This window comes from Proteus vulgaris (assembly GCF_016239305.1).
Taxonomy (GTDB): domain Bacteria; phylum Pseudomonadota; class Gammaproteobacteria; order Enterobacterales; family Enterobacteriaceae; genus Proteus; species Proteus vulgaris_C.
Genome location: NZ_JAEHOQ010000012.1, coordinates 11,993 through 31,641 on the forward strand (window position 1 = coordinate 11,993; position 19,649 = coordinate 31,641).

19 protein-coding genes are annotated in these 19,649 nt (G+C 36.7%); 17 read left to right on the plus strand and 2 right to left on the minus strand.

From position 1 onward, the window contains the following. Positions 1-173 precede the first annotated feature (173 nt). The 6 genes from JEP40_RS10225 (at position 174) to mlaA (ending at position 5,790) form a co-directional block, all read left to right on the plus strand. Positions 174-1,916: a colicin E3/pyocin S6 family cytotoxin gene (locus JEP40_RS10225; protein ID WP_198623478.1), complete on the plus strand. Its 1,743-nt coding sequence runs from the start codon at positions 174-176 to the stop codon at positions 1,914-1,916. A 10-nt stretch (positions 1,917-1,926) separates the two neighbouring features. Then, positions 1,927-2,181 carry a colicin E3-like toxin immunity protein gene (locus JEP40_RS10230; RefSeq protein WP_198623479.1) on the plus strand — a complete coding sequence of 85 codons (255 nt, stop codon included), beginning with the start codon at positions 1,927-1,929 and terminating at the stop codon, positions 2,179-2,181. A gap of 652 nt (positions 2,182-2,833) precedes the next feature. After that, positions 2,834-3,298 (plus strand): fused DSP-PTPase phosphatase/NAD kinase-like protein, encoded by a 465-nt coding sequence (locus tag JEP40_RS10235; protein ID WP_198623480.1) that lies wholly within the window; start codon positions 2,834-2,836, stop codon positions 3,296-3,298. A gap of 106 nt (positions 3,299-3,404) precedes the next feature. Continuing rightward, the gene (locus JEP40_RS10240) at positions 3,405-3,674 is read left to right on the plus strand and encodes a GDCCVxC domain-containing (seleno)protein (protein WP_198623481.1); all 270 of its coding nucleotides are present in this window, start codon (positions 3,405-3,407) and stop codon (positions 3,672-3,674) included. 272 nt (positions 3,675-3,946) lie between these two features. Then, positions 3,947-4,843, plus strand: coding sequence for an AAA family ATPase (locus JEP40_RS10245; protein ID WP_232799236.1), 897 nt, complete (start codon positions 3,947-3,949; stop codon positions 4,841-4,843). Positions 4,844-5,052: 209 nt separating this feature from the next. Next, a complete protein-coding gene (gene mlaA / locus JEP40_RS10250; RefSeq protein ID WP_166540754.1) occupies positions 5,053-5,790 on the plus strand; it encodes a phospholipid-binding lipoprotein MlaA in 738 nt (245 codons plus the stop codon). 82 nt (positions 5,791-5,872) lie between these two features. Here mlaA and fadL read toward each other — a convergent pair whose 3' ends face one another. Further along, positions 5,873-7,228: a long-chain fatty acid transporter FadL gene (gene fadL / locus JEP40_RS10255; protein WP_198623482.1), complete on the minus strand. Its 1,356-nt coding sequence runs from the start codon at positions 7,226-7,228 to the stop codon at positions 5,873-5,875. A gap of 344 nt (positions 7,229-7,572) precedes the next feature. On the opposite strand from fadL, the gene JEP40_RS10260 reads away from it, so the two are divergent. From JEP40_RS10260 to sixA, 4 genes are all read left to right on the plus strand, one after another. Further along, positions 7,573-7,869 carry a YfcZ/YiiS family protein gene (locus JEP40_RS10260; protein WP_082151772.1) on the plus strand — a complete coding sequence of 99 codons (297 nt, stop codon included), beginning with the start codon at positions 7,573-7,575 and terminating at the stop codon, positions 7,867-7,869. A gap of 235 nt (positions 7,870-8,104) precedes the next feature. Beyond that, positions 8,105-9,409: an acetyl-CoA C-acyltransferase FadI gene (gene fadI, locus JEP40_RS10265; RefSeq protein WP_198623483.1), complete on the plus strand. Its 1,305-nt coding sequence runs from the start codon at positions 8,105-8,107 to the stop codon at positions 9,407-9,409. Then, entirely contained in the window at positions 9,409-11,565 is a 2,157-nt protein-coding gene (fadJ, locus tag JEP40_RS10270; RefSeq protein WP_198623484.1) for a fatty acid oxidation complex subunit alpha FadJ, read from the plus strand. The genes fadI and fadJ overlap by 1 nt, the downstream gene beginning before the upstream one ends. Positions 11,566-11,956: 391 nt before the next feature. Further along, positions 11,957-12,430 (plus strand): phosphohistidine phosphatase SixA, encoded by a 474-nt coding sequence (gene sixA / locus JEP40_RS10275; RefSeq protein WP_198623485.1) that lies wholly within the window; start codon positions 11,957-11,959, stop codon positions 12,428-12,430. Positions 12,431-12,509: 79 nt separating this feature from the next. Here the strand turns inward: sixA and smrB are convergent, their stop codons facing one another. After that, positions 12,510-13,052, minus strand: a complete 543-nt coding sequence (gene smrB / locus JEP40_RS10280) for an endonuclease SmrB (protein WP_198623486.1) — start codon at positions 13,050-13,052, stop codon at positions 12,510-12,512. A 589-nt stretch (positions 13,053-13,641) separates the two neighbouring features. Here smrB and prmB point away from each other — a divergent pair. The 7 genes from prmB to JEP40_RS10315 all read left to right on the plus strand — a co-directional run bounded on the left by prmB (position 13,642) and on the right by JEP40_RS10315 (position 19,604). Continuing rightward, positions 13,642-14,574, plus strand: a complete 933-nt coding sequence (gene prmB / locus JEP40_RS10285; RefSeq protein ID WP_198623487.1) for a 50S ribosomal protein L3 N(5)-glutamine methyltransferase — start codon at positions 13,642-13,644, stop codon at positions 14,572-14,574. 84 nt (positions 14,575-14,658) lie between these two features. Continuing rightward, the gene (gene aroC, locus JEP40_RS10290; protein WP_198623488.1) at positions 14,659-15,744 is read left to right on the plus strand and encodes a chorismate synthase; all 1,086 of its coding nucleotides are present in this window, start codon (positions 14,659-14,661) and stop codon (positions 15,742-15,744) included. Positions 15,745-15,918: 174 nt separating this feature from the next. Then, a complete protein-coding gene (locus tag JEP40_RS10295) occupies positions 15,919-16,719 on the plus strand; it encodes a sulfite exporter TauE/SafE family protein (protein ID WP_198623489.1) in 801 nt (266 codons plus the stop codon). Between the two features lie 18 nt (positions 16,720-16,737). Continuing rightward, positions 16,738-17,292 (plus strand): elongation factor P hydroxylase, encoded by a 555-nt coding sequence (locus JEP40_RS10300; protein ID WP_198623490.1) that lies wholly within the window; start codon positions 16,738-16,740, stop codon positions 17,290-17,292. 153 nt (positions 17,293-17,445) lie between these two features. Further along, positions 17,446-17,718 carry a YfcL family protein gene (locus JEP40_RS10305; protein WP_072068642.1) on the plus strand — a complete coding sequence of 91 codons (273 nt, stop codon included), beginning with the start codon at positions 17,446-17,448 and terminating at the stop codon, positions 17,716-17,718. Between the two features lie 327 nt (positions 17,719-18,045). Further along, on the plus strand, positions 18,046-18,942 hold the full coding sequence (locus JEP40_RS10310) for a hypothetical protein (protein WP_198623491.1): 897 nt from the start codon (positions 18,046-18,048) through the stop codon (positions 18,940-18,942). 110 nt (positions 18,943-19,052) lie between these two features. Next, positions 19,053-19,604 carry a GNAT family N-acetyltransferase gene (locus JEP40_RS10315; RefSeq protein WP_198623492.1) on the plus strand — a complete coding sequence of 184 codons (552 nt, stop codon included), beginning with the start codon at positions 19,053-19,055 and terminating at the stop codon, positions 19,602-19,604. Positions 19,605-19,649 lie beyond the last annotated feature (45 nt).

Genomic DNA, 19,649 nt, shown 5'->3' on the forward strand with positions numbered 1-19,649 from the left:
CATTAAAGAAATTAAATGGTTGGCTGTTCAAGATTAACTCATCTAAGGTGAAAGAAGGTATCTGTAACTATTCCGACTATAGCCGAAATCAGACGATTGTTTTGCAATCATTATTGAATATACTGTGATTATATACAGTGGTTGTGTGCTATTAAATATAAAAAGGAATTTATATGAGTGATATTGATTCATCTGACCATTCTGGTTGGAGTAAAGAAAACGATCCTTGGGGTAATGATTCTTACTGGGATCAGTATGATAAATCACATGATGACAGTCATCCTGGTGATAATGATGATGGTGACGACAAGGAGGAAAGAGAAAGAGATATTCAAGACGTCTCTGATATTGATTTAAGCAAATACCCTGAAAAGTTAGTAATGGCATCCGCCGGCCTTCCTGCTTTAGGTTTTCTTACTTATCAAGGTGTTCTCAGTTTTACATCAAGTCCATTTGTTTCCGCTAATATTAAGAGTATTTTTTCTAAGTCATTGACAGCGTTAAAAGCTAGCGCATTAGAAGCAATTTCTGTTGCTCCAAAACTAACTAGGATTACAGCTGTTGGAATTGCAATCGAAGGATTGTGGCCAAGTAGTAATATTATGTCTACTCAAGCTGAAATGGCTCTGCTGGGAAAATACGGTGTTTTAGACAGAGATATTTTTGATAGAAATAAAGCTCGTAAAGTTACAACCATGCCTGCTGATATTGTTACTAATCAAATTAGCGATATTGGTAAAAAAACATCATTAAGTATACACACTCAGGTCATGTCTGCTTTAGATAAGAATACTGGAAAGCAACGAACCATTGTATCAACGGGTCAGGCTATTAGTATTCCAATCGTAAAAGCAACAGTAACAAGCACACCAAATGTTTATACCGCTCCTATTATTGCTGGTACAAAACCAGTACGTATTAGCGTTTCTGAAAATAAAGCGGATAAAAACAAACAAGTAGTCATTAATTCCAAGCCTAACGTTGGATACTATATCCCTTCATCCAAATTAAAGACTCATCATGCGATTGTTGATTTTGGTGGAAAGCATGAAGCTCTTTATGTCTCTATTATCGACGTTATTGATGTAAATAATGAAAAGCAAATAGTGGAAAAAGAATGGGCTGAATGGTCGACTCTATATCCTTTAGAAGCCGCATTATTAGAACTTGAAGAAGCAAAAAAAAGATTAGCTAATATTGATAAACAATATCAGGCTCAAGTCGCTGTTATTAATAAACTCAAAGCGACTCCAGAAGGTTTGGCATTAGCAGATCCTGTTAAAAATCCTCTTGTTTATAAGCAAGATAATAAGCAAATTAGCGTCACTAAAGTTGAAGTTAAGATTGCGGATAAAATCTTACTTAATACTCTTTTAAATAAAGGAATGGGTGCATATTTAGGTGAAGTAGAAAAAAGGATTGCTGTAAATAAACCTGACAGAATACAAATTTACCTAATTAAACTATTTTATGAGCGACTTGCTGAGCAGGTACTATCATATAATAATCAATTAGCCAAATCGAAAGAAAGTCTAGCTCCCATTCTCGAATCACGTAAAAAAGCAGAGGGTGAGAAAAAAGCTGCTGAAGATAAGGTCAATGAGGCTAAGGATAAAAAACGCCAAGGTGTTAGAGAAAAAGGTCATGATTATCACCCAGCACCGAAGACTGAAGAAATTAAAGGGTTGGGAGAATTAAAACGAGGGAAAGATAAAACACCAAAACAAGGTGGGGGTGGTACTCGTAAGCGCTGGATTGGGGATAAAGGGCGTAAAATTTATGAATGGGATTATCAACATGGTGAAATTGAAGGTTATCGTTCAAGCGATGGTCAGCACCTTGGCGCGTTTGATCCAAAGACGGGCAATCAGTTGAAACCTGCTGATCCAAAACGTAATATCAAAAAATACTTGTAAGGGTAATATTATGGGATTGAAAATTGATTTAACTTGGTTCGATAAAAAGACTGAAAGTTTTATTGGTGAAGAATATTCGATTGATCTTGGTGATGACGACACGGTTATTGAACAGACTGTTAAGCCGACAGAAAATATCATAAATGCAGGTAGCTTCAATGTTATTTCTGCATGGGTTCCTTACCTACAGAAATATATTAAACATAAAATTGAGCTAAATAAATACGATTACCAGGTTGCATTTGATTACCGTGATAAGTGGTAATGAATAAAAGTATATAATATTAACTAGTATCGTTTTGAAAGCCTCTTAACAGAGGCTTTTTGTTATAAGTGACTACCAAGAAAAGTTCAGTTATTTAATTAATCTTAACACACTCACCTTCGATAAAGTCCTCTCCGTCATTTTCGTATCATTCTTTTAGGCATATAAGCTACACCTGAAACGTCGAAAGGTGGTGCGCCAATTTCACCCGTTACCTATTCAAGATTGTCAGGATATGGAATTAAAAAAATCAGAGGTGGTATAAAAGTATCACCTTTCTCACAGGTTTTGTTTCTGTAAATTCATAAATCACCAAAATACATGATGACAAAATTCATTTGGGGTATTGCTGGGGGTATTTGATTGTATCATCTTTGTATTATTATTTAATATTCAATGTGTTATTTGTTATGTTTGTAGTTTGTAGGGAACGCCATCTATTACCCAATTCTGTAAATTTAGAAATTATTCCTAGAGCAGTGTTTATCAATTCACGCTATTATCGCTATTGTTTTTCTTCCTCATTCAATAACCAAGAATAAATTTAGGTTTTTATATGGACATAAAATCAATTAATAATATTCGATATTTAAAGTTTTTATTTATTGCTTATTTTTTTCTGCTGATGGGGTGTAACTCTAGACCTACAGATATGCTTGTACCCCCTGAAAATTTTTATCAAGTTTCAGAAAAAGTTTACCGTTCAGGACAACCGACACCTGGTGAAATGAAATGGTTAGAAGCTCAAGGTATCAAGACAATTATTAACTTACGTGAATATCATAGTGATAGTGATGATGTAAAAGGTACGCAATTAGAAGCTTTTCAAGTAAAAATGAATGCAGGTAGAATAACTGATGAGGATATTATTGCAGTATTGCGAAAAATAAAGGGTACGTCTGAACCAGTGTTAGTGCATTGTTGGCATGGTAGTGATCGTACAGGAACTGTCATAGCAATGTATCGGTTAGTCTTTGAAAATTGGACAAAAGAGCAAGCTATTACTGAATTAAGAAAAAAAGAGTATGGCTATCACGAAATTTTTTTCCCTAATATTGTTCAGTATCTAGAAGAAGTGGATATTTCAGCGATAAAACAACAAGTATTCGATCAGTAAGTGACAAATGAAGAAACAATTAATTGATTTAATATTCTATTGAAAAAATGAAAATAGCATATTCTAAATAACAAAGATGATATTTAAAAATTTATGTGGAAATAAAATGTCAAACAATCAGATTAACTTGATGTCAGAAATTACTTGCCCGCATTGTCATACGAAAAAAATAGAAACAATGCCAACGGATGCTTGCCAATGGTTTTATGAATGCACTCATTGTCATACTCTATTAAAACCCCTTGAAGGAGATTGCTGTGTATTTTGTTCTTATGGAACAGTACCTTGCCCACCTATTCAAGAGGCCAAGTTATCTGGAAAAGCATCATGTTGCTGCCAACATGAGAGTAAGTCATTATCTATCTATAACAGTTAAATAAAATAGCTTTATATTCAAAGGGAAATAAAATATTAGTTCAATTATCGCTTTGATTTTAAAAAATATTCTTGTTTACAAAGTAAATTACTGCTAGATTTTATTTAGTCTATTTATAAGGTTTATTTTTATGTCATATTTTACAACCTCTTCAGCAATTATTATTACCATCACTTAGTGGTGGGGATTGGTTGTATTAGGAACCCGCCAGATAAGCGGGTTTTTTTATTTTAGACTCCTTATCTGGTATAAAGAAAAGATAAGGATAAAAAATGTTTACTCCACAAGAAATTGATCAACATACCCAATCGCTAACACAACTAATTGCGAATGCAGATCAGGCTATTACTGACGAAAATTTTGAGTATTTAATGAATTTTTATACTGAAAATGGCACGTTAGTGGTTAAAGATGACTTGCATGTTTCTGGTAAGCCTTCACTAAAAAAAGCATTTATGGCGATTGCTGGATTTTTTAATCACTCACTGCAAGTTTCTCAAGGAAAAGTGAAAATTATTTTTGGAGAAGATTGTGCACTCGTTTTAGCGCAAACACTTTTAAGTGCAAATATGCCAAATGAGGAAAAATTTAATACAGTAAGAGAAGCTACTTATGTTTTTAAACTTATTAATGATCAATGGCTCTGTGTTATCGATAACTCATATGGTACTGATTTATTAAAATCATCTACTAATGCTCGTTTACATTTTTTCTGCGGGAAAATTGCTTCTGGTAAATCTACGTTAGCCAAATCTCTTTCTAAATCACCCAGAACGGTATTAATAAATGAAGATGAATGGTTATCACAACTTTATCCAAATCAAATAAAAACAGTGACTGACTATATTGAAAAAAGTGAGTTAATGAAGGGGCTATTGAGCAAACATATTGCAGTTCTTCTGAGTGCTGGAAATACCGTTATTATGGATTTTCCTGCTAATACGCCTAAGCAACGACAATGGTTAAAATCATTAGCCGATAATGCGAATATGCCTTATTTATTTCATGTTTTAAAAGTGGAAAATGGGGAATGTAAAAAACGATTATCTTTACGTAATCAATCTGATGAAAACCCGTTTAAAACAACAAATGCAGAGTTTGATTTTATCACAGAGCATTTTTCGTATCCTAATGCTAAAGAGCAATTAGTGGTAAAAGAATATCAGTAAACAAGCATCAATTATTTTTATATTAGCCCTATAATATTGGGCTAATATTGTAAATTAGCTCAATGGGGTAATCCTAAAAACTGAATTATCTTATAAGATCAACGCCTAATAAAAGTACCACTTGTTACGTATTGACAGTATTATGTATAGAATTTATGAATATGCGAACTATGATGCTGCTCATCATAAGATAATTAGCGGAGAACATTATGAAGTATCGCCTGTGCGGTGTTGCTCTTTCAGTCGCCTTACTTTCAGGATGTGCAAGTACCCCTAATAATGGGGAAGGGCGCTCTGACCCATTGGAAGGGTTTAACCGCCAGATGTTTGATTTTAACTACTATGTTTTAGACCCTTATATCCTACGTCCTGTTGCTGTTGTTTGGCGCGATTATGTGCCACCACCAGCAAGAAATGGCTTATCTAATTTTCTTGGTAACTTAGAAGAGCCCGCTAGTATGCTAAATAGTGTATTGCGTGGTGATTTTGAAAAGGGAGCAAAACATTTTGGTCGTTTTTGGATCAATACAGTCTTTGGTATGGGTGGCTTAATTGATGTTGCTGGTATGTCCAAAGAAACGATGGAAAAAGAAGTTCCAATGCGATTCGGTAGTACGTTAGGTCATTATGGTATGGATTATGGCCCTTATGTGGTTGTACCCGGCTATGGTAGCTTTACTGTCCGTGAAGAGGGTGGTGACTGGGCTGATTTAACGTATCCAATGTTGAGCTATTTAACGTTTTGGATGTCAGCGGGTAAATGGGCATTAGAAGGCATTGAAACACGCGCACAATTGCTCGATTCCGATGCGATTTTGCAAAACTCGTCTGATCCTTACTTAATGATGCGTGAAGCTTACTTTCAGAGTAATGACTTCAAAGCTGGTACGGTAAAAGAGAACCCTAACGCGAAAGCGATTGAAGATGATTTAGATTCAATTGACTAATTTTTGTGGTTAGTTTTATGTATAAATAAAAATGGTCTTGAAAAAGACCATTTTTTATATAAAAAGCCATATAGTGCAAGAGTTAGAAACGATAGTTAAAGTTCATACCGTATAACCATGCTTTACCAGATGACTCGAATTCATAAGCTGGTAATGGTAAGTCTTCGGATAATTTCTCTTTGATTGTGACTTTTTTACCATGCATGTAAGCTAAGCCAACATCAACAGACATATCTTTGTTAAATGCATAGGTTGTACCCGCACTTAACCAGAAACGATCTTGGTCAGGAATGGAGATAGAACGTTTATCAGCAGGAACTGGGCTATCATCAAAGGCAATACCTGTACGGAATGTCCAGTTATCATCGTGATAATAGGTTGTTCCTAATGCGACACGCCATGCATCACGAAAGCCTTCTTCTTTCTTGAATAGTTGCTGACCATCACTCTTACGTGTGGCTCTTAGCTCTTCAAATGCACTCCAGCTTGTGTAAGCGAAGTTATAGTGAACGGCCCATTTGGGTGCTACACGGTGATAGGCTGCAAATTCCCAAATTTCAGGCAAGTTAAGATCAAGCTTACCTTTAATAGTTTCGCCGTTAGTACCAACAATTCCCATACCTTCAAGTTGTGGGATTGAACGTAAATCACTTTGATATTCACCGTCTTTAAATTTCACTTTCACTTTAGAACGGTAAGTGAAACTAATACGGTTACCTTCGTCAAATTCATATAATAAACCGGCGTTCCAGCCAAAACCCCATGCATCCCCTTTTAATTGGGCAAAGCGATCACTTGGAGACAAACTTGATAAATAACCGCCTAATTGCCCCATGCCTGGTTTTTGAGATAAAGCACCACCTAAAACTTTACCCGCTTCGCCAACATGACGGGTAATTTCTGCATCCGCATAAAGGGCATTTAATCCTAAGCCGACACTAAATTGATTATTAACACGATAACCTGCACTTAAGTTTAAGTTCATGGTTTTTAAATCGGTTTTACCACCGATAAGGCCTGCAGGATAATCTTTTTTAAAATCAGTCGCTAAACCAAAGTTTGTTGTGCCTGATGCACCAATCGCCCACTTATCATTAATAGGGGCAACAAAGTGGATATTAGGGACTAATGCACTTGGTGCGATATCACCAGCATTAGTGTTAGTACCTGTAAGTGGAGATTTACCTTTAATATCGACGCTCGGGTTGATATGGATAGCACCAACAGAGAATTCAGGACGATCAAACATAGTGAGTGCAGCTGGGTTTCTGCTACCTACGCTTGCGTCATCAGCGATAACGCCTTCTCCTGAAAATGCACGCCCTAGTGCTGAAGTAGAATATTCATTTAACTGAAAACCGGCAGCGCCTGCTTGAGAGGAGATAACACCTACCAAGGTAGCTAGTGCTGTGCGAGTAAACAGGTTTTTACGGTTCATGACCTAAACCCTCATAATTTTTTTAAGTTGTTACTTCTGATTAGAAGCGCTGGATTTTAGGTGCGGTTGTCGTTATGACAAATCAGACCAGTTGTTTAAGTATAAAGTTGAACACCCTAAATGTTGCAAGTATGTTTTACAAATATTGCCATTTTGATTTGATAATTGGGATTTGGTTAACATTATTTTCACAAAATATGCCAATAAAGATGTTTTTGATTGTTAAATAAACAGAATAATCAATTAATTTTGTAAAATTGTAGAATAATTTGAGCTAAAGCAGTTTATTTTATTTTTTTGCGATTATGATAGATAATTAACATTTCTTTCGTTGGGAGACTAAAATGGCAGATGCAATCAATCGCTGTAGTGCAGAAGAAACCGCTGCTTGCTGTTGTGTAGATGTGGGTACTATTATTGACAATAAAAATTGCACTGCGTCATATCAGCATGTCTTCGCTGATAAAGTAGAAGCGCAAGCAATGTTGGATCAACTCAGTGCAAAAGCACAATCTATCGCTTCAGAGCCTTGCAAAATTAATCAACAATTTGCTGATGTTGATGGTGGTGTTCAACTTACCGCTGATTTTACATTTTCTTGTGAAGCAGAAAACCTGATCTTCCAGTTAGGATTACGCTAATCCGCTGAAAATAAATAGATTTAAGGCTGTTGAAATTCAACAGCCTTTTTTATTGTCCACTATTGTGCTTTTACCTTTTCTATCGCTATTGCTAGGTTTCAGACATTCTATCGAAATAATGCGCGCTAACTCCCACTTCTCATAAAATGATGTTTCTGATAGGTGAAATTTTTGTTAACACTATTATCAGGTCAGACCTCTTTGGTGTTAGGAACTCATTTTGTCAGGAGCCGTTATGAAGTCATCAACGAACAGTGTTATGAAAGATCGCATCGCCATTGTCAGCGGACTACGCTTACCTTTTGCTAAACAAGCGACTGCGTATCGAGGAATACCTGCGGTTGAATTAGGGCGTTCAGTGGTTCAAGAATTAGTGACTCGCAATGAAATTCCTCCCGAAATTATTGATCAACTTGTTTTTGGACAAGTCGTACAAATGCCTGAAGCTCCCAATATTGCCAGAGAAATTGTGCTCGGTGCTGGCTTAAGTGTAAAAACAGACGCTTACAGCGTTACAAGAGCATGTGCAACGAGTTTTCAAGCGATTGCAAATGTTGCTGAAAGCATGATGGCAGGGCATGTCTCTGTCGGTATTGCTGGTGGCGCAGATTCATCATCTGTTTTACCTATTGGTGTTAGTAAAAAATTAGCGGATGTGTTGCTAAGTCTTAATAAAGCAAAATCATTAGGCCAGCGTTTAAGTTACTTAAGTCAACTACGGTTTCGTGATCTTCTTCCTGTCGCCCCTGCTGTGGCTGAGTATTCAACCGGATTACGTATGGGAGATACCGCTGAGCAAATGGCAAAGACTTATCATATTTCCAGAGTTGCTCAAGATGAGCTAGCACATCGCTCTCATCAATTAGCAACTAAAGCATGGGAAATGGGAAAACTAGATAATGAAGTGATGACCGCTTTTTTCCCTCCTTACAAAGAAGGTTTTCATCAAGATAACAATATTCGTAAAAATTCAGTTCTTGATTCTTACGCGAAGTTAAAACCTGCTTTTGATCGTCGCCATGGTAGCGTCACTGCTGCAAACAGTACGCCATTAACAGATGGTGCGGCCGCAGTATTAATGATGAAAGAATCAGTTGCGAAAAGCTTAGGTTATCAACCTCTTGGTTATCTACGTAGTTATGCGTTTACAGCAACAGATGTCTGGAAAGATATGTTATTGGGACCTTCATATGCGACGCCAATTGCGCTTTCTCGCGCAGGTCTCTCTTTGAGTGATCTAACGTTAATTGATATGCATGAAGCTTTTGCTGCACAAACGTTGAGTAATTTGACGTTATTTGCGAGTGAACGATTTGCTAAAGAGCAATTAGGATTATCCAAGGCAATTGGAGACGTGGATATGGATAAGTTTAATGTGCTTGGTGGTTCTATTGCTTATGGACACCCGTTTGCGGCGACTGGTGCAAGAATGGTAACACAGACGCTCCATGAGCTTAAACGCCGAGGTGGTGGGTTTGGGTTAACGACCGCATGTGCGGCGGGTGGATTAGGTGCAGCGATGATTTTGGAGGTGGAATAATGGAACAACAAACAACACTAGAAAAATCTTCTGTTTTCCAATTTTCAGTTCGTAACGATAAAGTCGGCGTAATAACCATTGATGTTATTGGCGAAAAAGTGAATACCTTAAAAGCTGAATTTGTACAGCAGTTCCAAGATGTTTTGAAACAAGCGCAGCAACATTCTGGTGTAAAAGGATTAATTATCACATCAGGTAAGGCAGATAGTTTTATTGCTGGCGCTGATATCTCAATGATTGCGGGTTGCAAAACAAAAGAAGAAGCAAGCGCACTCGCAAAAGCAGGGCAAGATCTTTTTACCCAACTCGAAAATTATCCATTACCTGTTGTTGCTGCTATCAATGGCGCATGTCTTGGTGGGGGGCTTGAATTAGCATTGGCCTGCCATGGACGAATTTGTTCTGATAATAACAAAACGCGTTTAGGACTTCCTGAAGTGCAACTTGGATTATTGCCCGGTTCTGGGGGAACTCAGCGTTTACCTCGTCTTATTGGTGTAACGTCGGCATTAGATTTAATTTTAACGGGTAGACAAATCAATGCTAAACGAGCGTTAAAATTAGGCCTTGTTAATGATGTTGTTTCACAAGATATATTATTAAATGTTGCAGCAAAATGGATTTTATCGGGTAAAAAAGAGCAGAAAAAACATTCAATCATGGATCGTTTCTGGGCAAATACCACATTAGGAAGGAATATACTTTTTGGGCAAGCGAAAAAACGCGCATTAGCTAAGACAAAAGGGCATTATCCCGCAGTTGAACGTATTTTACATGTAATAGAACGAGGCCTTGAAAAAGATATTCAAACAGGGTTTAAAGAAGAGGCGAATATTTTTGGTGAGTTAGCGATGACACCTGTTTCATCGTCGTTAAGACACCTCTTTTTTGCTTCTACAGCACTTAAAAATGAGACAGGATCATCTGAAAAGCCAGATAGTTTGCATCACATCGGTATTTTAGGTGGGGGATTAATGGGGGGAGGTATTGCTTTTGTTACTGCCACAAAGGGCAATTTACCTGTAAGGATCAAAGATATTAGTGATAAGGGAATTGCTCAAGCCTTAAATTATAGTTGGAAAGCGCTTTCGGCCAAGGTTAGCAAAAAAAGATTACCTGTGCGTGAACGCCAACGCCAAATGAGCTTACTTTCTGGTACATTGGATTACAGTGGTTTTCATCAATCTAACATTATTGTTGAAGCGGTTTTTGAAGATCTCGCTTTAAAACAGAAAATGGTGGCAGATATTGAAGATGTGGGTAAAGGTAAAATTATTTTTGCATCTAACACCTCTTCATCACCTATTCATAAAATTGCAGAAACAGCGAAATACCCAGAAAAAGTGATCGGGCTTCACTATTTTAGCCCCGTAGAAAAAATGCCATTAGTTGAAGTTATTCCGCATGAAAATACTAACGAAAAAACGATTGCAACAACGGTGGCGTTCGCTAAAAAGCAAGGTAAGGTCGCGATAGTTGTAGGTGATAAACCCGGATTCTATGTTAATCGTATTCTTGCCCCTTATATTAGTGAAGCATTGACGTGTTTAGTACAAGGTGAACCGATTGAAAATATTGATAAAGCACTCGTTCAGTTTGGTTTTCCTGTCGGGCCTATTCAGTTATTGGATGAAGTTGGTATTGATATTGGTACAAAAATAACACCGATATTGGTGAATGCATTTGGTGATCGATTTGCGTCACCACCAGCTGTTGATGTCATTATTGCTGATGATAGAAAAGGGCGTAAAAATGGCAGAGGTTTTTACCTTTATACAAAACATGTTATGCCTTTTTCATTTGGCAAAAATAAAAAACAGCCCGACCCTGCTATTTATCGTCTTTTACAGATTAAACCCAAAAGCCAATTATCTTCCTCTGAAATTACCGAGCGTTGTTTATTATTAATGCTAAATGAAGCAGTTCGCTGTTTAGATGAAAATATTATAAAACAACCGCGTGACGGTGATATTGGTGCTGTTTTTGGTATCGGTTTTCCTCCTTTCTTTGGTGGGCCTTTCCGTTATATGGATAGCATGGGAACGACAAAAGTAGCAGAAAAACTTAATCAACTTGCTGATAAATATGGCGAAAAATATCGTCCTTGTGAACGATTAGTTGAAATGGCTAAACGAAATGAACGTTTTTATGACTAATTAAACCTCTATACCATTGCGTTTTCCTTTTGTGACACTTGTTTTAATTGAGGCGCTTAGGCGCCTTTTTTCTTGTAGTTTTTGCGTCAGATTAATAATTGATGAATTTTTAATGGAAAAAGAGGTCGAAAGTGTTAATGATAGCCAGATATGGCAATATAGTTATTTGAAAATATATTTAAAAATGAAGTTTTTAAAAATAAAATCCTGAAAAATGACATGAATTTTGTAAAACAATGGCATGATTTCAAATAGGTGAATTATGCAATTGCAATTAGGACATTGACGATTTGATATAAGAATATATTAATTTTATCTTGATTAGATTAACTCTCTTAAAAACGTCAATGTCAGTAATATACAAAAAATAAAATAGGTTTAATAATTTACTATGCAAATTTTTATTATGCGCCACGGAGAAGCGGCACTTGATGCAGCAAGCGACGCACTTCGACCACTGACAGAGCGTGGAAGAAGTGAATCAATAAAAATGGCTGAATGGATGACAACGCAAGGACATACAATCGATTATGTTTTAGTTAGCCCTTATTTACGAGCTCAACAAACATTAGAGGTTGTAACAACAGATTTGGCGCTACCAAGCAAAATAGAAATAGATGAGGGGCTTATTCCTGGTGGTAATCCGTCACATATTGCACATTATTTACGTGCTTTAGGGGATACGGGATATCAAAATGTTTTGGTTATATCTCATTTGCCTTTAGTCGGCTATGTTGTGGCTGAACTGTGCCCTGCAGTGTGTGCGCCTATGTTTTCAACATCAACGATAGCTTGTGTCGATTTTGATTTGTCAAAAGGTGCTGGAGAGTTGCTATGGCAAGTCTCACCCTCAACATTAAAATAAATTAGTTCAATAAAAATAATTAACACCTTATTTCACCATTCGGGTGATTTAAGGGTTAATGCTTGAGATAACTGATATATCAACGACGGGCAATATCATCATTTTCGACTAACACTAATAACGCCGCATCACCTCCCCATTCTTTTGAGGCTTGATGGAACGCAATGACATCTGGGTGCTGTGCTAACCAAAGTGGTGTTTGTTGTTTTAAAATATGTTTGCCATGCCCATGCATAATACAAGCACAGTAAACGTGCTCTCGCCTACAAGCTGCAATCAAAGCACCAATCTCTTGTTTTGCAATTAATTGTGTTAAACCATGTAAGTCTAGAAAAAACTCAGGAACATAATCGCCACGACGTAGTTTTTTCAACTCATAAGCATTTGCGCCTTCTCTTAAGTAGCGCATTGGGCCTTCTGTCGCTAAATTAGGTTGAAATTCATCAGAAAAATAATATGAAGCATCAACTTGCTCTTGTTGCAGACGTTCAATGGCGTAGTGTGTCACTTTTTTGCGTTTTGGCGAGTGAAGTATTTTATCTTGAGGTAATTTTTTTGTACCTTTTATCACTTCCTGAAATAACTCAATTTCAGAAGGTGGTAGTGAAAATTTTTTATTCATTTTTTATGATTCTTCATAGTGTTACTGTTTTTATAAGGCAATAGTACATGAAATAGTGTCAGAGATAAAAAAGTATAGGCTATAAATTTGGCATAAAAAAGGCAGGGTATCTACCCTGCCGAAATAGTCACATAGCTAGCAAATACGAGGTGATTAATAAGTTCTTTGCTCGGAATATCTGTGGAACATAAACCTTTCTATATCTTAAGCTTGCGGTAAAACTACAATAAAAAGATATCAAAAAGAGTCTTCAAAAATTATGTATTTGTTTTCAAGTGACTGCATATTGAATGAAAAAATATCTCTAGGCGCATATTGGTATACAGTTAATTCTTTCATGTATTAAGTATGGCTTAGTTTTATTTCATTGCTAATGAAAGTTAAATTAAAAGTATAAAATATCAAATTCTAATTTTAAGTAGATCGTATGTTTTGTCTTTCATTCTATGACTGAAGTATAAAACCATAATAAGTGTGTAGGTATAAGGAGTGGTGATAACGTTGTTATGTTTTTTTACGGTTTCCCGCTGATTTATCACCATCTTCATGGCAAACTACAGACTTTCTATTTCTTCAGAGGACAACCATTTTGGATATAACACTAAAAGAGGAAGCAGTTGCTGATTTAAGCACTATCCTAGATATGCTACGTTGGGCTATGAGTCAGTTTAATTCATCTGACATTTATTATGGTCATGGCACAGATAATGCTTGGGATGAAGCATTACAGCTTGTATTACCAACCATTGCACTTCCTTTAGATATTCCAGATGCGCTGTTATCGACCAAATTAACAACCTCTGAAAAAATGGAAATCATTACACTGATTGAAAGTCGAATTGAGGAAAAGATCCCTGTTCCTTATTTAACTCATCGAGCTTGGTTCTGCGGTCATGAATTTTATGTTGATGAACGAGTGCTTATTCCTCGTTCCCCAATTGGTGAATTAATTAATAACCATTTTGATGGCTTAATTCAGCAAGAACCAACACGTATTCTTGATTTATGTACCGGAAGTGGTTGTATCGCCATTGCATGTGCTCATGAATTTGAAAATGCGGAAGTAGATGCGGTTGATATTTCTGTAGATGCTCTGGAAGTAGCAGAATTTAATATTGAAAACCATGGCCTAGCTCATCGTGTTTACCCAATGCAATCTGATTTATTTAACGCTATTGTGCCAACGCCTTACGATATTATTGTGACAAATCCGCCTTATGTTGATGTTGAAGATATGGGCGATTTACCAGATGAATACCAAGTTGAACCAGAATTAGCGTTGGCATCAGGTATTGATGGTCTTGATATTACACGTCAAATTTTACTAAAAGCCCCTGAATATTTAAGTGAAAAAGGTGTTCTTGTGTGTGAAGTGGGAAACAGTATGGTTCATCTTATCGAACAATTCCCAGCCGTTCCGTTTACATGGCTTGAGTTTGATAATGGTGGGCTTGGTGTCTTTATGCTGACCCGCGAACAGCTTGTTGAGCACTCACACTGTTTTTCTAGTGATAATCGTTGATGTAACAGCAATGAGACGGTAGATTGTTATTTATTGCAAATAACATATTGATAACATCACACAGTAAAAGATAGGAATAAAGGGATGGCAGGAAACAGTATCGGACAATTATTCAGAGTGACGACTTTCGGTGAGTCTCATGGTGTTGCATTAGGTTGTATTGTTGATGGTGTACCTCCTGGATTGCCTTTAACAGAAGCCGATTTACAAATTGATTTAGATAGACGTAGACCTGGAACTTCACGTTATACCACGCAACGTCGTGAGCCTGATCAAGTTCGTATTTTATCGGGTGTATTTAATGGCGTCACAACGGGTACTAGCATCGGTTTGTTGATTGAAAACACCGATCAACGTTCTCAAGACTACAGTGAAATCAAAGATGTTTTTCGCCCAGGTCATGCTGATTACACCTACGAACAAAAATATGGTTTACGTGATTATCGTGGTGGTGGACGCTCTTCTGCTCGTGAAACAGCAATGCGTGTTGCCGCAGGTGCAATTGCAAAAAAATACCTAAAAGAGAAATTGGGTATCGAAGTTCGAGGTTACCTTTCTCAATTGGGGCCAATTACGTGTGATCTTGTTGATTGGTCTATTGTCGAAAGCAATCCGTTTTTCTGTCCTGATCCTTCGCGTTTAGATGCACTTGATGAATATATGCGTGCACTTAAAAAAGAAGGCAATTCCATTGGTGCCAAAGTCACAGTTGTTGCACAAGGCGTACCTGCTGGATTTGGTGAACCTGTCTTTGATCGATTAGATGCCGATTTAGCACATGCTTTGATGAGTATTAACGCTGTTAAAGGTATTGAAATTGGGGATGGTTTTGGTGTTGTAACACTAAAAGGCACAGAGAATCGAGATGAAATCACCAAGAATGGTTTTACTAGTAATCATGCGGGGGGGGTTTTAGGTGGAATTAGCAGTGGTCAGCCTATTGTTGCGCATATTGCATTAAAACCAACCTCTAGCATCACGATTGCAGGCAAAACAATTAATCGTGACGGTGAAGAAGTCGATATGATAACTAAAGGGCGTCACGATCCTTGTGTGGGAATACGCGCTATTCCAATCGCAGAAGCGATGATGGCGATTGTATTACTCGATCATGCATTGCGTCAGCGTGGTCAGTGTGGTGATGTCGAACCACCTTTAATGCAATGGTAATCATTCTACATCAATAATGTAATTAATAAGCTGTAGTAAGTTTGATGTTAGGCTTTAAAGGTGTGAGCGCCTAATTTTATTATGCTCAGACCGTGTTGCTGCCACTCTCTTCAAAATAAATAAACGAAAGAAACAGCAACACGTCCTTTCATTTCTGATAATTCGGATAGATAAATGGATTGGCTCTTTTCAGATGGCATCTACCTTCTTCTCTTCTTTGTCGCTTTAATTGCAGGTTTTATTGATTCCATAGCAGGTGGTGGGGGATTAATTACTATTCCAGCTTTACTTTCGGTCGGTATTTCACCTGTACAAGCGCTTGCAACCAATAAACTGCAATCTGTTGGTGGTTCATTTTCAGCAACACTCTATTTTATACGTCGCCGGGTTATTGATTTAAAATCACAACGATTTACGATTTTAATGACCTTTATTGGTGCAGTTTCTGGCGCCATGTTGGTGCAATTTATTAATCCTGAGGTTCTTAAACAAGCGCTTCCTATACTCACTATTGCTATTGGTCTCTATTTTCTTCTTACTCCGTCAATTGGTGCTCAAGACAGTAAACAACGTATTGGTTACTATACATTTGGCGCAATATTAGGCGGAGGCGTGGGTTTTTATGATGGTATTTTTGGGCCTGGTACGGGCTCTTTTTTCGCTTTAGGTTATGTCATGTTACTTGGGTATAATCTCTCAAAAGCGACTGCTCATGCTAAGTTACTCAATTTCACCTCTAATTTTGGTTCCCTGCTATTTTTTATTATTGGTGGGCAAGTTATTTGGACTCTTGGTTTAGTTATGCTTTGTGGGCAATTTATTGGTGCTCGCTTAGGTGCAGGCTTAGTTTTAACGAAAGGGCAAAAATTAATAAGACCTATGCTGGTCATTATCTCCTTCTTGATGAGCATCAAACTCATTAATGACAATCATGGCGATACTATTGCACTTTGGTTCTCTGCACTTTTTAATTAGGAATAAATGGTTTTTTAAATGTCAGCACATCATTATCAACAGTTAATTGATATCTTTAATCAATGTTTTAGCGAAAGTTTTCAAACCCGTTTAGTCAAAGGGGATGACGAGCCGATTTATTTGCCTGCAAATGAAAAGACGCCTTATCACCAAATTATTTTTGCTCATGGCTTTTATGCGAGTGCATTACATGAAATTTCACACTGGTGTATTGCGGGTGCGACTCGCCGCCAACAAGTTGATTATGGTTACTGGTATTGTCCAGATGGACGCGACGAAACAACGCAAGGGCAGTTTGAGGTAGTAGAAATTAAACCTCAAGCATTGGATTGGTTATTTTGCCAAGCTGCTGGTTATCCTTTTAATGTCAGTTGCGACAATTTAGAAGGTAATTTTGAGCCTGATCGCTATGAGTTTAGAAACAAGGTCAGAGAACAAGTGCTTGCTTATTTACGTGATAAAAACACGCCACCTCGTGCTCAGCTATTTATTAATGCGTTACATTTGTTTTACAATACCCCAGAGCTAACGGAAGAGATGTTTCCTTATCAGGAAAACCCTTTAGTTAATTAAGGATTGCGAGAATAACTATCGCTTATCCACTGTGAAGGTTTTACCCGATAGGGTGGAGTCTGATGTAGTAAGGTTGTTGTATCATACATTTTTATGTATTGATAATGCAGTGTAGATGGTGAGTACAGCAACATTATATATTGAGGATAAATAATGCTTTCTGAGTATGAAACGTACTTGTTAGATAGAATTGATAGCCGTGTTGAACATGCCACTGACGATGAGTTATTTGCAGGTGGATATTTACAAGGCCATATAACACTGGCTATTGCTGAGCTTGAGCAAGAAAACAACACACAATTAGAAGCGCTAAGAGCGCGTGTGGAAGAGAGCATTCAAAAAGCAATAAAAGCAGGTGAGTTGTCACCACCTGATCAAGCATTAGTATTATCTACGTGGCATGATTTAGTTAACTCAATTAATTAATTTTATATGCCTATCTAAGAGAACAACCGGCAAAATCGGTTGTTTTTTCTTTCTTAAAATCTCATTAAAATAATGACAATTAAGTCATATTTAAGATATTTGCTGTTGAAAAAGGTGAGTGTTTAGTCAAAAATTAATCCTCACAATTTATCAATTGTTTTTATTTGATTTTTCAAAGTCGATGTATCTCTCATTGATTAAGCATAATAGTGCTATCTTTTGTAACACCTTGCCATTTCTGCAAAATTACTTTTAAATGTTTTTTAGGAATGTTTCTCGGGATGCAAATGATTTGCATAGAATATTTATGATAAGGATAACGATACGATGAAAAATTTCTTTAAAATAAGCCTACTTACAAGTGCTGTTTTATTTTTATCTGCTTGTGATCAAGTTGATTTAGATAATAAAAAAAATAAATTTTATTACAGTAATCCAAGCGAAAATATGATTAGCTTTAGTGTTGATGGTAAAGAGTATCAGGTTGAACCTGGTAAAAATGGCTATATCACATTGTCGCCTGGTGAGCATAACTTAAAAGACAGTGCGGGTAATAATGCCCTTTTTATGGTTTATGACAACAATAATGGTGGCATATTAAACCCTGATAATTTCATGTACTACACCCTTTCTGAAGTGTATGCGGTGAAGGGAAAAACAGACCAATTTAAAACGGTTGACTACCCACTGATTATTAATGGTTACGAATTTGAACTCCCCGTACGTAGCACTAATGCTACATTAATTGATGGTAATACCTTTCAATGTACCTACTCTTTAGGAGAGCCATTTCCTAATGAAATTCGTACACGCAATAGAAATAATGACGGTGGTATAAAAAATAAGTGTTTTGATAAACCAGAATTTATTAAATATATCTCTGCTGAGTACGCTAAAGATTTAAAGCCATTTACACAAGAAGATGAGTATAACGATTCTGTGAATCTCGATTTAGATTACATGTTACCGACGGCAGAATTTACTGATCCTGATATTCAAGCTGAAGCAGAAGAGCTTGTGTCGCTTTTAAATCAAATTCAGGAAAGTGAAGATCCGAAGATCCACAACGCATTAAAAGATAAACTTTATAAGGCGACATTGGCTGTCTCTAATGCGTATGCTAATAGAGCAGTAAAAAACTCGGTAGAAGATAATAAATATTACACAGGTTTTATTAAGGCGACTGGTCAGTTTCAATCTTATGGTATTTTACCGAAAGATTAAAATAGCCGAAAAAGAAGTCAACAATTTAGTGTTAATATAAGCCATCCAATAGGATGGCTTTTTAATAAGTTTAATTATCAAAGTATTAAAGTACAGAACTGGAAATAGATATGACAATCACAAACAATAAAATAAAAAATAAGGGTATTACACTTCGCCAAACACAAATTGATGATGCCATTAAATTACCTACGATTGAACAATCTGCAGGGCAACTTTTTAGCACATTAGAAGACTTAAAGTGGATCAGCGAAAGTGATGTCCAAGGGATTGAAACACACCTAGAATTTATTAACCAACATGGTCATTGGGTCGCAGTTAATCACGATAATGAACCTGTGGGATTTATTATGACGCAAACATTGCCTGATAGTTTATTTATTCATGAACTCTCTGTCAGTCAAGATTGGCAAAATAATGGAATTGGTAAATTACTTATTCAAAAAGTCAAAGACGAAGCAAAGGCGCGCCAATTCAGTGCCGTTACATTGACAACGTTTCGTCATGTTCCTTGGAATGCACCGTATTATCAACGCTTAGGTTTTTCTATTTTGCCAGAAAACGAAATTCCACATTCTTTGCAAGAAATCTTAGACGATGAAGTTGAAATAGGAGGGTTTGTGAAAGAAACTCGCTGTGCAATGAAGTGTAAGATTTATTAGGCTATAACATAAAAAAATAATGACGTTAAAACAAGCAAGCAAAGC

Bases quoted from the DNA above. Each gene is read 5' to 3' on its own strand.
- JEP40_RS10240 (WP_198623481.1), top strand. From the start codon at position 3,405: ATGTCAAACAATCAGATTAACTTGATGTCAGAAATTACTTGCCCGCAT.
- JEP40_RS10225 (WP_198623478.1), top strand. From the start codon at position 174: ATGAGTGATATTGATTCATCTGACCATTCTGGTTGGAGTAAAGAAAAC.
- aroC (WP_198623488.1), top strand. From the start codon at position 14,659: ATGGCAGGAAACAGTATCGGACAATTATTCAGAGTGACGACTTTCGGT.
- JEP40_RS10245 (WP_232799236.1), top strand. From the start codon at position 3,947: ATGTTTACTCCACAAGAAATTGATCAACATACCCAATCGCTAACACAA.
- sixA (WP_198623485.1), top strand. From the start codon at position 11,957: ATGCAAATTTTTATTATGCGCCACGGAGAAGCGGCACTTGATGCAGCA.
- JEP40_RS10310 (WP_198623491.1), top strand. From the start codon at position 18,046: ATGAAAAATTTCTTTAAAATAAGCCTACTTACAAGTGCTGTTTTATTT.
- fadL (WP_198623482.1), bottom strand. From the start codon at position 7,228: ATGAACCGTAAAAACCTGTTTACTCGCACAGCACTAGCTACCTTGGTA.
- JEP40_RS10315 (WP_198623492.1), top strand. From the start codon at position 19,053: ATGACAATCACAAACAATAAAATAAAAAATAAGGGTATTACACTTCGC.
- JEP40_RS10230 (WP_198623479.1), top strand. From the start codon at position 1,927: ATGGGATTGAAAATTGATTTAACTTGGTTCGATAAAAAGACTGAAAGT.
- JEP40_RS10305 (WP_072068642.1), top strand. From the start codon at position 17,446: ATGCTTTCTGAGTATGAAACGTACTTGTTAGATAGAATTGATAGCCGT.
- smrB (WP_198623486.1), bottom strand. From the start codon at position 13,052: ATGAATAAAAAATTTTCACTACCACCTTCTGAAATTGAGTTATTTCAG.
- mlaA (WP_166540754.1), top strand. From the start codon at position 5,053: ATGAAGTATCGCCTGTGCGGTGTTGCTCTTTCAGTCGCCTTACTTTCA.
- JEP40_RS10295 (WP_198623489.1), top strand. From the start codon at position 15,919: ATGGATTGGCTCTTTTCAGATGGCATCTACCTTCTTCTCTTCTTTGTC.
- JEP40_RS10235 (WP_198623480.1), top strand. From the start codon at position 2,834: ATGCTTGTACCCCCTGAAAATTTTTATCAAGTTTCAGAAAAAGTTTAC.
- JEP40_RS10300 (WP_198623490.1), top strand. From the start codon at position 16,738: ATGTCAGCACATCATTATCAACAGTTAATTGATATCTTTAATCAATGT.
- JEP40_RS10260 (WP_082151772.1), top strand. From the start codon at position 7,573: ATGGCAGATGCAATCAATCGCTGTAGTGCAGAAGAAACCGCTGCTTGC.
- fadJ (WP_198623484.1), top strand. From the start codon at position 9,409: ATGGAACAACAAACAACACTAGAAAAATCTTCTGTTTTCCAATTTTCA.
- fadI (WP_198623483.1), top strand. From the start codon at position 8,105: ATGAAGTCATCAACGAACAGTGTTATGAAAGATCGCATCGCCATTGTC.